14 protein-coding genes are annotated in these 16,047 nt (G+C 36.5%); 11 read left to right on the forward strand and 3 right to left on the reverse strand.

The annotated features are described in order from the left end of the window. Positions 1–106: 106 nt before the first annotated feature. The 11 genes from LB450_RS08405 to LB450_RS08455 all read left to right on the forward strand — a co-directional run bounded on the left by LB450_RS08405 (position 107) and on the right by LB450_RS08455 (position 11,905). The gene (locus LB450_RS08405) at positions 107–1,783 is read left to right on the forward strand and encodes a serine hydrolase domain-containing protein (protein WP_224487475.1); all 1,677 of its coding nucleotides are present in this window, start codon (positions 107–109) and stop codon (positions 1,781–1,783) included. Positions 1,784–1,895: 112 nt separating this feature from the next. Continuing rightward, positions 1,896–3,269, forward strand: a complete 1,374-nt coding sequence (locus tag LB450_RS08410) for an amidohydrolase family protein (protein ID WP_224487476.1) — start codon at positions 1,896–1,898, stop codon at positions 3,267–3,269. Positions 3,270–3,362: 93 nt separating this feature from the next. After that, positions 3,363–4,634, forward strand: a complete 1,272-nt coding sequence (locus tag LB450_RS08415) for an alpha/beta hydrolase-fold protein (RefSeq protein ID WP_224487477.1) — start codon at positions 3,363–3,365, stop codon at positions 4,632–4,634. A 41-nt stretch (positions 4,635–4,675) separates the two neighbouring features. Then, positions 4,676–5,659 (forward strand): NAD-dependent epimerase/dehydratase family protein, encoded by a 984-nt coding sequence (locus LB450_RS08420; RefSeq protein WP_224487478.1) that lies wholly within the window; start codon positions 4,676–4,678, stop codon positions 5,657–5,659. 206 nt (positions 5,660–5,865) lie between these two features. Further along, complete coding sequence (locus LB450_RS08425; protein ID WP_224487479.1) at positions 5,866–6,441, forward strand: hypothetical protein; 576 nt, start codon at positions 5,866–5,868, stop codon at positions 6,439–6,441. Positions 6,442–6,605: 164 nt separating this feature from the next. After that, the gene (locus LB450_RS08430) at positions 6,606–7,325 is read left to right on the forward strand and encodes a hypothetical protein (protein WP_224487480.1); all 720 of its coding nucleotides are present in this window, start codon (positions 6,606–6,608) and stop codon (positions 7,323–7,325) included. Positions 7,326–7,372: 47 nt separating this feature from the next. Next, on the forward strand, positions 7,373–7,522 hold the full coding sequence (locus LB450_RS08435; protein ID WP_224487481.1) for a hypothetical protein: 150 nt from the start codon (positions 7,373–7,375) through the stop codon (positions 7,520–7,522). A 540-nt stretch (positions 7,523–8,062) separates the two neighbouring features. After that, positions 8,063–9,433, forward strand: coding sequence for an NUMOD1 domain-containing DNA-binding protein (locus LB450_RS08440; RefSeq protein WP_224487482.1), 1,371 nt, complete (start codon positions 8,063–8,065; stop codon positions 9,431–9,433). Positions 9,434–9,490: 57 nt separating this feature from the next. Next, complete coding sequence (locus LB450_RS08445; protein WP_224487483.1) at positions 9,491–9,790, forward strand: hypothetical protein; 300 nt, start codon at positions 9,491–9,493, stop codon at positions 9,788–9,790. Positions 9,791–9,900: 110 nt separating this feature from the next. Further along, the gene (locus LB450_RS08450; protein ID WP_224487484.1) at positions 9,901–10,611 is read left to right on the forward strand and encodes a hypothetical protein; all 711 of its coding nucleotides are present in this window, start codon (positions 9,901–9,903) and stop codon (positions 10,609–10,611) included. Between the two features lie 37 nt (positions 10,612–10,648). Continuing rightward, the gene (locus LB450_RS08455; RefSeq protein WP_224487485.1) at positions 10,649–11,905 is read left to right on the forward strand and encodes a PDDEXK-like family protein; all 1,257 of its coding nucleotides are present in this window, start codon (positions 10,649–10,651) and stop codon (positions 11,903–11,905) included. 82 nt (positions 11,906–11,987) lie between these two features. Here the strand turns inward: LB450_RS08455 and LB450_RS08460 are convergent, their stop codons facing one another. From LB450_RS08460 to LB450_RS08470, 3 genes are all read right to left on the reverse strand, one after another. Continuing rightward, positions 11,988–14,030 carry a hypothetical protein gene (locus LB450_RS08460; RefSeq protein ID WP_224487486.1) on the reverse strand — a complete coding sequence of 681 codons (2,043 nt, stop codon included), beginning with the start codon at positions 14,028–14,030 and terminating at the stop codon, positions 11,988–11,990. Beyond that, on the reverse strand, positions 14,027–15,022 hold the full coding sequence (locus LB450_RS08465; protein WP_224487487.1) for a hypothetical protein: 996 nt from the start codon (positions 15,020–15,022) through the stop codon (positions 14,027–14,029). Before LB450_RS08465 ends, LB450_RS08460 begins: the two co-directional genes overlap by 4 nt. Before the next feature lie 61 nt (positions 15,023–15,083). Continuing rightward, complete coding sequence (locus LB450_RS08470) at positions 15,084–15,980, reverse strand: helix-turn-helix transcriptional regulator (protein WP_224487488.1); 897 nt, start codon at positions 15,978–15,980, stop codon at positions 15,084–15,086. Positions 15,981–16,047: the final 67 nt, after the last annotated feature.

Below are 16,047 nucleotides of genomic sequence, written 5' to 3' on the forward strand. Positions count from 1 at the left end.
TGATCCAACTTATGATTGGACAAAAAAAAGACGAGACCGTAGCCCCGTCGCAGGATAGTCAGATAACTTCCTAAAGAATAAAAATATGAAAAAAACTTAAGATTGCTTGTGTTTTTACACAGTATCTCAAGGGTTAGATCAGATAGAACTTCCTGACTCTATAGTCAAAGCTATAGACAGCGTTTTTGCAGAATTCAACAATATACGCTCCCCGGGCTCTGCAGTGGGCATAGTTAAAGATGGAAATTTCGTTTTTGCCCGTGGTTATGGAATGGCAAGTTTGGAACATGACCTAATAATAACCCCTCATAGTGCCTTCTACGCCGCGTCGGTTTCCAAACAGTTTACAGCATTCGCAGTCGCACTGCTGGCTAACAAGGGTAAACTAACCCTGGAGGATGATATTCGGACCTGGATTCCCGAGGTACCAGATTTCGGATCCAGCATCAAGATTCGTCACCTGCTTCACCACACCAGCGGCCTTAGAGATTATTTCGGTCTTTTAAATTTGAGAGGGTGGCCAATGGATGGACCCGTCACCGAATCGGAATTCCTAAATTTGGTAAGGAATCAAAGGAATTTAAATTTTTCTCCCGGGTCACAATATCTTTACAGTAACACGGGATATGTGCTGCTTTCGATCCTCGTGAAAAGAGTGAGCGGCCAATCTCTGCGAGACTTTGCGCAATCAGAAATTTTTGAGCCTCTGGGGATGAGCCAAACAAAATTCCGTGACGATCACACCATGCTCATCAAAAACAGATCGTTGGCCTATACTCCTGACTCCGAATCTGAAACTGGGTACAGCCTTAGCATGCCTGGTTTTGATGTTATTGGTGATGGAGGACTATATACTACAGTAAATGATTTGGCCCGCTGGGCAAAGAATTTCGATAGCCAAAAAGTAGGGGGAGCCAGGGTTGCCGATATGATGCTAAAACGCGGCATTCTTACAAGTGGTGATACAACAAGCTATGCCATGGGTCTATCCCACTTTAGCCATCGAGGGTTGCCTATGGTTGGCCATGGAGGCTCATATGCCGGTTACCGTGCCAATTTTGTACGCTTTCCGAATCATGGGTTTTCTATCTTTATTCTTTCCAATCGAAGTAATGCCGAGTTGACTCGCCGCACTATGGAAATCGCAGAAATTTTACTAGGCGAGTATATGGAGCAAATTGAGATGCCATCTAATGCCGGCATACAAAATAACGAGAAGGAAGGGATTAAGTTGGAGCGGACGCTATTGGAACAGTATTCAGATACTTACTGGCGGGTTGAAGATGTAGGTGCGTTACTGCATCTATCACTAAACAACGACAGACTGGTTCTTAATGATGTTTCCTCATCCAGAACCACCCCACTGATTCCGATCTCGGACAGCATATTCCGGCTAGAGGATGGGAGAGCCAAAATAATTTTTAAATCCGGTGTAGATGAAGTAGCGAAAAAAGCTGTATGGGAGGGAGATGGCGGTTGGAAAACGTCTTTGCGACTTATTAACAAATGGAATCCCGATAAGCAAACGATCAGAAAGTTCGAGGGCCTCTATTTCAGTCCGGAGGTGGAAACCTTCTATGAGATCGTATTAGAGGAAAACCAGTTGATTACCAGACATCACCGGCGGGAAGATTTGCCCTTGACTCCTGCGGAAAAAGATGGCTTTGGAAGCGCTTATCCTTTGATGAAAGTACAGTTTCAGCGAGACAGAAACGGGAAGATAACAGGTTTTCTTGTTTCGGCGGGCCGGGTTCAGGATATTCTGTTTGAGAAACAGGAATAGGTAACAGCTATCGTAAAAGAAAATTTGTGCAAAGCATACGCCGCCGGTATTCAGGGACTGTAGAATCAACATTTTATTAATGAAACCACTTAATTACTTAAACCAAAATAGTATGAAATCAGTATTAGTTTCCCTTTTAATTTTTCTGATTTCCATCGGAAACAGTATAGCCCAAAACTCAAATGATCCCGAAACTGTAACAGCATTTATAAATGCAACAGTAATTGACGGCACAGGCATAGATCCGCTTGAAAATGCCACAGTGGTGATCGTAGATAAAAAAATTACCTGTGTAGGCAAATGTGAGACACCCAAAGGCGCCAAAATAATCGATGTCAAAGGGAAGTACATTATTCCCGGACTGGTAGATGCTCACGTGCATTACGATGGCGATGGATCTGCAGATCCACGTCCGAATCGAAATGATCCGGAGCGTTTCCATCGTAGCTATCTGTGTTCGGGAATAACGGCGGTGTTCGATACCGGTGGTCCAATCTGGACACTTGACCTACGTGATGATGCTGAAGGCTCTACTGCGGCACCACATATTGTCGCTGCAGGTCCACTTTTGACTACAACTCCGAATTTATCTGAAGAACCTGATGTACGTCGCCTGAACGTACACATGGATAGTGAGGAGGCGGCACGATTTGGAGTAAGGATGCTTTCTTGGCTGGATAGTGATGCAGTAAAGGTTTGGGGTCTTGAAATTCCTGAAGATCGGGAAAAAACCCGCAAATTATTACAGGTCGTGGCTGAAGAAGCTAAAAAAGCAGACTTACCTGTCATTGCACATGGACACACTCTGGAGTCCGCTAAGGATGCGCTACGGGAAGGCAACGCATCTGTGCTTCTTCACCCCGTCAGCGATACGTTGGTCGACGAGGAGTTTCTCGAGCTGGCACTTAAAAATGACGCTGTTTATATTACAGCAATGGGGTATACACAAGTTCTTTTGGCTGCAGGCTCTTCTGCGGGTTCGGGATATTCTAAGATAAGTTTTCCTGAGCAGAAGATTCCGCTCGATTGTGTTGATCCAAAAACGAGAAGTAGGCTAAGCCTTATTGATTCTTTGCCACCCAAAAAATGGGAGTTTGAGAAGTTTCGTGAAACTTTTGAAACAAGTTATAAAACGCATTCAAGTAATCTCAAGCGTATTCATGACGCGGGAATAACTGTTGCCGCTGGTACTGATGCAGGAAATCTACTCCTCCCACATGGCCCTTCACTTCATACGGAGATGGAAACTATGGCTAGTGCAGGTTTAACTCCTATGGAAGTCCTTGTCGCCTCCACCCGTAACGGTGCAAAGGCAATGGGAAGACTCGATGAATTCGGCACTCTGGAAGCAGGCAAGGTCGCTGATATGGTTGTACTTGAAAAGAACCCGCTGGAGGATATCTCCAACATTCGCAGTATTGAACTGGTGGTGCGTGGAGGAAAGGTGTGGACGCATGATGAGATGAAATATAATGATGAGGATTGATCTGGCGACTTTAGACCATTTCCCTTTACGGTATTAACGGCTGCTGGAGAGCCTTAAAAATGATTAAAACCTGAAATAAACAAAACATCTATTATGAGAAACCTATCCATATTTCCTGTCCGGTCTGATAAATTTTTATTCAGAACTTTTTTCTTCTTTACAATTCTGTTCCTGACTTCTGCTATGAAGGCACAATCGGTCGAGCAGGATTCCGCAAAAGCTGAACCGGCAATTGTTTTGGGCGAAAAGCATAAAATAACTTCTTCTATTCTGGGAGAAGACCGTCCATATTCCGTATTCCTACCTCAATCTTATAATAATGAAACCTACACGCCTGGTTCTTATCCTGTGTTTTTTATGATTCCAGATGGCGGAGTCGTTGGTAAAACGTTTATGGAGCTAATGAGTTCGGAAACTATAATTCCTGAGATGATCGTCATTGATATTCCTCTAAGCTGGGACGAATATCACGATTATCTAACCCCCACCCAAAACAACACGCTTTGGGATGGGAGAGAAATCGAACTGCTAAGCAAATCAGGAAGAGCAGATAAATTTCTGGCATTTCTTAGTGATGAGCTGCTACCTCACATTGATTCCACCTACAGGACCAAGCCTTACCGCGTTCTCTTTGGAAACTCTATTGCCGGACTTTTTACTGCCCATGCTTTTCTGTCACAAACACACAATTTTCAGGGATTTATTGTTAGTGAACCTAGTCTTTGGTGGGATGACCAGGTAGTTCTGAAAATGCTTGAACAACGAATGTCAGAAGGAGAAAATTTAGAGGGTAATGTTTTTTTGGCTTTGGCAAAGCAACCTCGTGAAGATTCTGACAGGAAAGAGATGGACATACCGATAAACAATTTCGCAGATCTTTTAGGTTCAAAAGAGGCAGAAAATCTTCATTTCCGCTTTCAAATGTATCCGGATAAGAATCATGGTTCCGTAATACCTTTTTCCATTTATGATGGTTTGAAGCATATTTTTCAAGGTTATGAACCTGTACCCGGGCAGTTTGCTGAACGTCCGGAATCCATTTTGCCTCATTTTCAAAAAGTTTCAGAGCGTCTTGCAATAACTCTCTTACCCCCGGAAAAGCTATTAGACAGGATTGGAAGTTGGCAGGTTTATGATGCTAATGCTACAGACGAAACGGATCATAATAAATTGCAAAAAGGTTTAGAAGTCCTTAAAATTAATGCTGAATTATATCCCGATTCCTATCATGCCCACCAGGCGTTGGCTGATACTCATTTAAAAATAGGCAATAAAGAAATGGCCAGAAAACATTATGAACGTTCACTTGTACTGAATCCGCAAAATGAGCATGCACAAGATCATCTTGAGGCTTTGAAGCCTTAAGCAATTACGTTCGTCTACTCATATTTTAAAATTAATCAAACATGAAATCATTAAATTTATCTAACACACGAGTCTTGGTTACAGGAGCTACAGGCTTTATTGGATCCCGTCTATCAGAACATTTGGCTACTAAAGAAAATGCACAGGTCATTGGGGTGGGCAGACATCTTGAACGTGCCAAGGCTCTCAAAAAACACCATGTCGAGCTTAAAAGATTAGACCTTACAAATCCGGTTAATTTTAAAGAAATCTTGCAGGGTACAGAGATTGTGTTCAATTGCGCAGCTGCATTCTCAGCAGATGCTAAAACGGCTGAACTCGTAAATATAAAGGCTGTAAAGATGCTCGTAAAAGCAGCGGCAGAAACAGGGGTTAAACGTTTGGTTCATATCAGCACGGTCGGCGTCTATGATATGGAGGATATTTCTGTGGTAGACGAAGCTACTCCTCTGGCTCTTGATCATACTTCCTCTTATCCACGAACCAAAGCGCGAGGTGAAAAGATTGCATTTGAGCAGGCGGAGAAATATGGAATTGAATTAACTGTCATTCGTCCGTCCATGGTATACGGCCCGGGCAATGGCATATGGACTACCACTATGTTCAATAATGTTTGTTCAGGCAAACCTGTTTATCTGGGGGATGGAGAGTCAAATTTCAACCCGGTTTACCTAGATGATGTAATTGATGCTCTGGTGCGGGCCGGAACCAACACAAAGGCTGCCGGGGAAGCTTTTAATATTTCTTCTGAAACCACTACCTGGAAAACATTTATGAATTACTACGGTAAATTATGTGGAAAAGAACCCAAAGGAATACCAATTTTTATAGCTAAAATAATGGCTATTGCAAATAAAATTCCGGGAATTCAAACCCCTATAGACAAGGGCTTTATTGAAATGGCTACAGGCAATAAATTCTTTCCAATAGCCAAGGCCGAAAATTTATTAGGCTGGAAACCTTTAGTGAATCTAGATGAAGGCATGGAAAAAACTGCCAACTGGCTGAAAAAGCAAGATCAATAAAGAAATAAAATTAATATACTTCTTGATGATATGTTTTGATATATAAAATAGGTTTTTTTGGTCTTTTAATATTTAATGACATAGCGCTAACATTAGCTGATTTTGATATGAATGCTTAAAAAAGAAGTCATTCTCACTAAAAAAATTTGAGCATCTAGCAGCAATTGCTTGACCGTTTAAATTATGAAACACCAAACTAACCAACAATGAATTTATCCGAAATTATAGTTGAAAAGAAAACGGGGAACGAAGCCTTTAAACACAATAACCAACAGCTAGATTTTAATTTGTCTGACTTTTGGAGCTGGAATCAATCCGACTTGGTTGAAAACAGAACCCGTGGAATTTTAGCTGAGTTTATTGTTAAAAAAGCACTTCAAATTGAATCTGAAGGTAGAGTAGAATGGGACAATTTTGACTTGATAACCAATACCGGGAAAAAAATAGAAATTAAATCCGCAGCTTATATTCAAACCTGGGAACAGAAAAAATTTTCCAATATAACATTTGGAATTGCAGAAACCATCGGAGCTAAAGACAGTCCTAGTTTTGATGGTTTAAAAAGAAGATGGACTGACTTTTATGTGTTCTGTCTTTTAAAACACAGAGAACAGAATACTATAAATCCTATGGATTTAAACCAATGGACGTTTTACGTGTTGGAAACTAAAACTTTAGAAAATCAGTTACCTCAACAAAAAACAATAAGACTCAACTCACTTTTAAAATTAAACCCAATAGAATGTAACTACTCGGAATTAAAAAATGCCATTGACAAATAAAGCCTATATCAACGGCTTTTCATTATACCGTTGCAAAATCTGCAACGGCCATCATTTTATCCGTCCTGGAGAGCCTCAGATTTTTTAGTAAACTTAAACATCAGCATATTGAAAGTTCTTATCCAAGAATGTTGTAAGTTTAAAATTCATCCTAAAACTCTATTATGAAAAAATCAATCCTTTTAATTATCTCAGCACTATTCATCATTCCGTTTAACAGTAAAGCACAAGATGAAGGCGCAATAGCTGCCGTTGCAGGAGGTCTTTTGGCAATTGGAGTAGGCATTGCTGCAGTTGAACAAATGAAAGAGCATGCCGAATTAACTGCAACTGAATGGCTGCTTAAAAATCATTCAGAATTTGACAAATTCTCCTTGAAAACACTTGATTTTGACGGTAAAAAGCTGAAGGACTTATCTTCAACTTCGGTTATCAGTTATAAAATTCGAAAATTTGAAATAGAAGGAGACGAGCCAAAATTTGGAGCAAAGCATGTATTGTTCGGTTTTACAAGTTATGGATGGGTTAGTGAATACGGGATCAACTTCGATAAGATAAAATGGCTTTTGGTTGATAAGGAAGAATGGTTGAATATGATGGCTACTTACACAAAACTTGCATCTAATGTAAATGATGATAATATTATCCGAGAAGCATTAAAAAACGGGAAAGTCGTAAACAAAAGAATAAAAGTAAATAATGGTGATAATATAGATTTTTTAAAACTGGAGGGAGATATGTACTTGGTTGCTAATTATTCTCCTGATATGAAGTTCATCTATAATGAGCGTTCGTTTGGCATATACTTAAAAGAAACAATGAATCTTATACAAATAGCTAGAGGCAATTTAATAGATATACATGAATTTTTCTATGATAAATAAAGCGTAGAAATTTACATCAACGGCTTTTCAATTCTCTGTTGCAAAATATGCAACGGCATTGCAACAGTTCTGCAACGGCTTTTCATTTCTCTGTTGCGAAATCTGCAACGGTGTTGCAACAGCAACCAACGGTTCACAACAAGATTGCAACGGTTCCTCTACTGTATTGCAACGCCTCCACAAAAAATATAGATTAACTGTTGCAAGACTAGCAACGTTAAACCAACGGCTTTTTTACTCACCGCTGTAAATAATAACCAACAAATTTGCGACAAATACTAAACATTTTTTTTGCAATGCGGACGCTTACCTTTTAAAAAACAATTGCAACATAAAAAAAGATAAATCAACGGCTTTCTCATTTAGCGTTGTAAAATTAGCGACGTATCAAATAGAGGTTTTTCAATTAACGGTTGCTAAACAGGCCAACGGGGTAAAAAAATATATTTATAACGTAACTGTTTCAGATAAACATGTATTTTTATCAAGATATAATGATTTGTGCGGCAGCTAAAAAAAGAAAATATTGAACATTGATTGGAACATATCACAAGATGACATTGGTAAAGTAAAGAAGGTTATATCAGAGAACCAAAACTTATAGAATTGAGAAAATGGTGGAAAACAAAAAAAGAAGAGAATATTAATTAGTAAAGAAAATAAGCTAAATTAATTACGCTTGTTTGCCAACAACAAAACATATGCAAGCCCTTTAAATATAAACATAACCAGATATCTTGGATTATTTAAAAGCATATAAAAGGATAGTCAGCAGTGCAAAAAGAGAAGAGCGGAGTGGTTATTTGGAGCTTCATCACATTATCCCAAAGTGCATTTTTGGAGAAAATCTATTAAATGAAAATGGAATAGATAATGTAAATCAAGAGTCAAATCTAGTTTATCTAACAGCACGAGAGCATTTTGTCTGCCATTGGCTATTAAATAGAGCCTTTCCAAAAAACAAGAAGCTTGGATTAGCTTTTTGGGCAATGGTGGGAATGATTAGCCCTGATCACAAAAGAGATTACACTCCATCTTCTAGGGCAATATCGGAAGCAAGAACTGCAGCAACCAACGCTAGAAAAATACCCATTTTACAATATAACCTTAAGGGCGATTTTATCAGGGAATTTAAGAGTCTGAATGCGGCAAGTAAAGCTGTGGGCATAGTCCCAAATGCAATCGGTCAAAATTTAAATAGTTTTACGAAATCTGCTGGCAGTTTCCAATGGCGCTTCAGAACCAAGAACTATCAAAATAAAATAGAGTCCTATATTATCGAAAATAATGGCTTACCCATAGGCCAATATGATCTACAGGGTAATTTAATTAATTCTTACAAAAGCATGTTAGATGCAGAAAGAAAAACAGGGCATTCTGAAGGAAGTATTCGCGCTTCAATGAATAGGGGTGCAAAAATAAAAGACACCTCTTATTTCTTCATACAATTCAACAAACATCAAGAAATTCCCAAGACAGTTGAATCATTTGAAATACCAATCCAAAAATTCTCAATCCCTGTTGTTCAAATAAGTTCAGATGGAAAAAATTTCGTAAATGAATTTCCTAGCATCACTCATGCCCAAAATTTTTTCAATCGTAAAAAAAGTCACATTTCGGATGTTTGTAATGGAAAAAGAAATACTGCTTTTGGATTTAAATGGTTGTATAAAAATGACTATAAAAAGGATTTACCTAAAATCCCTATGGAACTTGCAAGTCGTAAAGTATACTCAAAGAATGTAGCCCAATATTCTTTAGACGGTGAATACATTAAAACACACAAAAACCCTACTGAGGCTTCTAAAGAGACAAATTGTTCGACAGGTAATATAATATCAGTTATTAATGGAAAAAGAAAATCTTCTGGTGGCTACATTTGGGCATACATAAAAAATGGAAAAATACCCAGAATCGAATCTATTCCAAAAGCTAACAATATGCCAAAAGCTATAATTATGTTGGATAAAGAAAAAAATGAAGTACTCAAAACATATGAAAGTATAGCAGAAGCTGCAGAAGCAGTAAATGGTTCACGTTCTAACATTTCTGCATGCATCAATGGAAGAAAGAAAACGGCCTATGGATACAAATGGAAATTTAAATAAGAAGCACTGGAAGAATTTATCCAACCTCTGAAATATCAATATGAACTGAAGCAAAAAATGATTCTGTCTTTTTTGTTTGGAGATCACAACAACCTCGCCTTAAAAAATAATTACAGCCTGTTAACTAAAGTTGGCTTCGACATCCTGAAACACCTCTCTGAAGAGCTACGTGTCAGGCTGCTAATCAACCTATCTAACGCTTACAAACTTGAAAGCCTCTACCTGAAACCACAGTCAGCACAACTGCTCATCGACTTAAAGCCTTTGCTCCTGGAGGAAATCCAAACCAAGCCTAACGCCCACAGGTATAAAAAACTGCAGAATGTACTGATTGGCTTGCCGGAGGAGTTGAATTAAAATTTTACATGAGTTTTTAAATCATTGAGATCGCTTGGCTATGCCAGGAGATGATATATAAATAGAGAAAAATCATTTAAGACGTATCATGTCATTAGTAATTATTTTCGTTGAAGGCTAAAGAATGTTTATGTAGATTTAATTTTTTTAGTGAATTTATGAAAGGTAAACGTCAGTTTTCGAAAGCAGAAGTTGAGGAAATAGAGCGATTAATTTCTAAGAAAGTAATGGCCAGCAGTTCTGAACAAAAAAGTGTACGTCGCCACATAAGAAAGCTGGGGTTTTATGCTTCAGATTTTGGTTTAGGTGGAGGCTATACAGTTAATGATTTTAGATCTGTTGTTGTTATAATTGGAGAAAGCCTGTTCACATCAAAACCAACTAATACTAAAGTCTCAAAACTAAAACCAAAAAGCAACAAGCAAAGCGATGAAGATTACATAATAGATCTTTGTGATGAAGTTTTAGGATTACAAAGTTCAAGACAACATCGTTTTGATTTTTTAAGAGGTGATACAGGCGTCAAACTCCCTGTGGATGCATATTATTCGAGTTTAAATTTAGTCGTAGAATATTATGAACGACAACATACAGAGAGAGTCAATTTTTTTGACAAACGCATTACATCCTCGGGAATATCTAGAGGAGAGCAACGCAAAAAGTATGACCAATTGAGACAAACCGAATTACCTAAAAATAGAATTAACCTCATCATTTTTGATTATTCTGAATTTCTACACACGTCTAACAAAAGATTAATTAAAAATAGAAAAGAAGATTGGGAAGTGATAAAAAGGAAATTAGGATGTTTTAATAAGTGAATAATAATTAAATACTCAATTAGCTAAATTAAAAATAATGGTATCAACATATTGTAAGAATTTAATTGAAAAAACAAATTCTATTCTCCAAAAGTATCACGAAATTGAAAAAATAACAGGGGAGAAATTTAATTTATTTTCGATTTTGAGAAAGTCAGAAGACGAATTATCACATTCCAGATTCATAGGTAATCTTTTAAACCCAAAGGGTAGCCATGACCAAGACTCAATATATTTAAATCTTTTTATTGAAACATTAGTTGAAAAATTTGAAGAAGATGAACTTAAGCATCGCAATAAATTCGAGTCAATAATATCTATTGATTTAAATAATGCTAAATGTAAAACCGAAGCTTATATAGGTAAAGTAGATTTTAAGGATGAAGTTGGTGGAAGTATTGATTTAATAGTAACCGATAATAGATGCGGTTTTATAATTGAAAATAAAATTTGGGCACAAGATCAATACAAGCAGTTGTTAAGATATAGCCAGGCTTATCCAGATGTCCCTATTTTTTATTTGAGTCTATTTCAAGACAATCAACCAGCTAAAAACTCAGTTGGAAATTTAAAAAAAGACGAAGATTACTTTATAATTTCTTATGAAAACGAAATTTCTGAATGGATAGAGAAATGCATTAAAGCCTCTGCAACTAAGCCAATAATAAGAGAAAGTTTAAGACAATATTTATTTTTAATAAAAAAATTAACTCAACAAAGTAGATCTAAAAATATGGAAAAAGAAATTGTAGGATTACTATTAAATAATGAACAAAATTTGGATGCTTTTGAAAACCTACAAAAAGTAAACAAAGAAGTTAAGTTTGAAATAATGAAGACTTTTGTCAAAAACTTAAATGAGGAAATTAATTTAAAATATGAAGGTTTTGATTTTGTGAATAATTTTAAACTTAAAACTCATCATGATAGTTTTGAGTTACAAAATCAATTTTTAAAAAACCATAATATTAAAATATCATTCAGCTTTTTTCACTCTAGTCAAAAAATAAAATTCGGGTATGGATTTAGCTGTAAAGATTTTTCAAAATCTAAAGAACCTTATATTAGTCTAATTAATGCTTGTAAACAATTCAATGGTGGATCTAATAGTAGGTGGGTTTTTAAAAAAGGGCTCGAGTACAGCAATTGGGAGGACTTAAATCATTTAAAAAAATATCAATTTGATAAAGATTACAAAAATCAAGTCAATAATTATTTTTTGAATAAGATTGATGAAATGATTACTATAGCTGAGGAAGTTGAGGGAAAAATAAAAGGAATTAAAGATTCATAATAATTGAAAAAAATATAAGCTGTAAATTAAATCTTTATCAACTAGATATTTCTAAATTAAATATAATTCATAAAATTTTTCATCAATTAGCTTCTAAAAATCTATCTAAGTTTTTAATTAAACGTTCATCAACTGGCAAATCTGGAGATGGAATTTGAGCAAGCTGATGATTCAGACTATCAAGATGTGGATGCTGTATCGATGTTTCTTCAATAGTCGTTAGACTTCTAGTTTGAGCATAAGTAGTTACTAAAAGTTTAATAGCTGAGGCATCCAAATTATTCTGTTTTGTAAGCTGATGAGCTATTTTTAAAAGCAAAGTTTTTTCATCTCTTAAGACTTTCTTTGTTAGTTTTTGAGCCTCCACCAATAAAGTTTCAACTTCCTGTTCTATATCGGGAAGAGCCTCAGATAGGCAGTTCTTATTCTGTACTGTTTTCATAGCATAGAAACCTAATTTGGATCCAAAACCATTTTCAGAAATAGCAGTTAAGAGCAATTTTGTGGCATTTTTTAAATCCGATCTGGAGCCCATAGAAATTAAATCTTCACCAAAAACCAGACGCTCTGCTTCTATCCCAGCCAAAAATCGCGCTGTATAGTTTAGTAAATCTTTTTTAGTCAAGACTTCGCTAAGATCGTCAAAGGAGGCAAAACCCTCACTTTCACTATTGGCGGTAGTAGCAGTTAGTTGGGTTGGTATTTCATTGAGCAGTGCTATACTGATGATAGCATGTCCAGCTTCGTGCACTGCTGTGCAAGCTTTCGAGTTTTCGTTAACCGATTGCCTGATTGTGTCCAGGCTTGTTTCAACGGCTATATCAAGGTGCCCTACTCTACTGTTCTTGTGAAAATAAATGATGTTTAAAAAGCCTGCGCTGTAGTTCACTTTGATTCTATCTGCTTTTATTTCAGCTAAGGCTAAGTGACTTAAGATCTGTCCTAAGCTGGCATCTATGGCCGTCTTTAAACTGCTTTTAAGCGGTCTCACGCCCTGGGTTGGAAATACACCGTTGTTATAAAGCATGTCATTGACTTGAGATTCAAATTCAAGGTCAATCTCGTAATTTGATTTAAACTGTTCTGACAACAGCTTCAGATGGCTTCCTATAATACCTTCATAAGCTGATTTATTTAAAGCAGGATAAATGATATGGTTGTTGCCTAAACGAGCAATTTGCTCATTCCTAAATCGTTTTTTTAAGGCTTCTTTTATTTGTGGAACTTTAATTTTCAAAGAGCGTTTATAAAATGCATCTGCGCTAAGATCAGGATTAAAATCACTGCTCATATGATAAGCCTCATCGAGATTACCCAGGACAAAAATGAGGGACTTGCTCATGTCCCCTTTTTCAGTTTTACGCTTGCGTCTGGAGGCTTCGTAAATCAGTTGCAATAACTCATGTTCATTCGCATCAAAATAAAAAGTTTCAAAATCTAATATATTTTCAAAACAGTCTGGAAATAACCTAAAAAGGTGATGGCGTTCTACACGATCTACATATTCATAGGATTTGCTGTCGAAATCTTTATAAAACTTACGTAAATATTGCATTAACTGTTTAGGTTGTTCATCATAGTAGATATAACCATCACTGAGTTTGAACCCATGATCTATCCACACCTTTAATGCATTATACCATTTCAAATAGTTATTAAAATCTCTATAGGTAACACTCGCATCAAACTCACCAGTATCTAAAAAGTCCCAGAGATTAAAGCTCATTTCAGCATCTTTTTCATTGCCATTATCGTCTAGTGTTCTTATGTATTGAAACTCATCTAAACAAATGATATAATCTTCAGCTTCGTACATTTCCAAAGCATTGGTAAGTTGTCTGTCGATGTCCTTATCCTTTTGGTTATTCATTTCAAACCGAAAAAAAGCTTGCTTTTTTTCAAGCAATTCGACCAAACGTTTCACCAAAGTTTTTTTTCCTGTTCCTGTTAATCCCCATAAATTTATGATTAACGGATGCGTTTGAGCACCGTTAAATAAAAACCAAGGTTGTATTGTATCAACAACCTGATCAATGACCTGGTCAATACCGTAAAACTCTTGCTTAAGCTGCTCTTTTATTTGATTTAGTATCTGCTGTTTATGTTCTATCTCTTTGTAATTCATTGCTCGTTAGATGATTTTAGGATTAAACCTTTATTTGTATTGAAGTAAGCGTCTAATACTTTCTGCGGATATGCTTTCAGGTCAATGAGATCAAAAAAAGCCATTTTAAATGCTTCCTGGCTTAGTGTTTTAATGAATTGTAAAGCATGTGAAGTATAATTTATAAGACCTCCAATCTCTTCCTTGAGTAACCTGACATCTGAAAACTCATGCTGATATTTAATAATGATACCGATGTGGAGTTTATTGGCCAGGCGAAGTAAAAATTCTCCAATCTGTAGCAGTTGGTCTTTTTTAGAAATTTCGCGGCTTGCAATTGTTTGTAAAATTGAAATGTCATCCAGATAAACCACATGCAGTTTGTACTTTTTACATAAATAGGATAAATGTTCTTCAAACTGTGAAGCGTTATAATGGATTCGCTCTTCAACATAAGAACGGCAATTTTTTAGTTGGACCAGCCTTGTGTTGAATTGTAAGGCCTGTTCACGATCGGACTCCTTAATACTTGAGATTAAGTTTTCTAAAATAAGGTCATGCTTAGCCTGTTCAATAAAACTGAGCAGGTTGATTTTTTGATCAACCGCCAGATCCATTAAAAGATGCTGATAGATTTCAGAACTATACTGTCCATTAGTACACAAAAGAAAAAGCTGACCCTCATCAAAAACCCAGGACTTATCACTTATGCTTAGCTTAGCTTCTAGTTCAGTATCACTTCGTCTAACACGAGTATTAGTAATGCCAGTGGTTATGTCTTTAATAGCCCTGTTGATTGCAGACCGCGAGTCGACTAAATTTTGGTCTTGTTGCTGTTTAAGTAGTTTGACTATTTTTCTAAAGAAATCCTCAGCAGTAGTTGATTTTTGTAAGGCCAGATTAACTTCCTTTGTAAAAAATTCATGGTCCACTAAGCCTGGATCTATGTCCTCAAAACAATAGGATAATTGTTTGGTTAACTTATTCAGTTCAAAAAAGGAATTAATATTCATTGTTTTTAAATTTTAAACAAAGAACACTACCAGGTCTATCAATTAATGATAGACTTCGGCACTAATATGCTTCGTATGCTTTTTTAAGGTTGGTTTTAATGTCCTCAGCGAGGCTTAGTGGCTCTAAAACTTTAGCCATTGCACCGTATTTTAATATTTGTTGTCGTAGCTCAAAATTGATGACAACTGAATATCCATAAACCACATGAGTACTTGTAGACTTAATTAGTTTCTGACTTTGATGAAGAGGCAGGTTTTCTAAAAATTCTCCTTGGGAATTATCAAATGCAATCAAAATAAGTTCTTTTTTATTATCGATATGTGAAACACCCACGCATCCCATGAACTTCTCTTTGAGATTATAGTCCTTAGGCACAAATTTATCTTGCTTGAGTGACAAAGCTTCTATACGATCTATTCCCAAGGTTCGTACTTTATTTTTCCCAACCTCTCCTACTATATACCAACGACCCTGGTACTGCTTCAGCAAATAAGGTTTCATGGTATAGGTGATAGCTTTGGAGGTATCAAACTTTCGGTGTTCTATTTCAATAATCTGGTGATTTTTAGTTGCCAGGAACAAGCGATCTAAATACTCGATTCCATTAAGCTGGTACTCACTGTCGAAGTCAATAAAATCCAGTGAAGATTTTCCTTGTAAAACATTTCCACCCAGCGAATCTGAAAGTTGATGAAATTGTAAGAACTGAATGAGCTGAGCAACCTCATCCTGATCTATGGTGTCAATTGAGTAAGTTTTGTCTGAGGCGTCATAAATTAATTCAATTCCAAAATCCTCCTTCAAGGTTTTTTTGTCGCGCTCAAATGTAGCTTCTCCTATGGACAACTCGTGTTCATCGAGTAAGTTCAAAAGTTCATTTCGTGTGGATGCACGTTGATTTAATCTATTAACCAAGATATATAATCGCTTGAGTTTGTTATTCAGGTTTGCGGCCATAGTCAAAGAAATTTATAGGTCTATCTTAAAATGATAGACAAGGTAAGTAAATTTGAATCAGATTTAA

Source organism: Psychroflexus curvus (genome assembly GCF_020164585.1).
GTDB lineage: Bacteria > Bacteroidota > Bacteroidia > Flavobacteriales > Flavobacteriaceae > Psychroflexus > Psychroflexus curvus.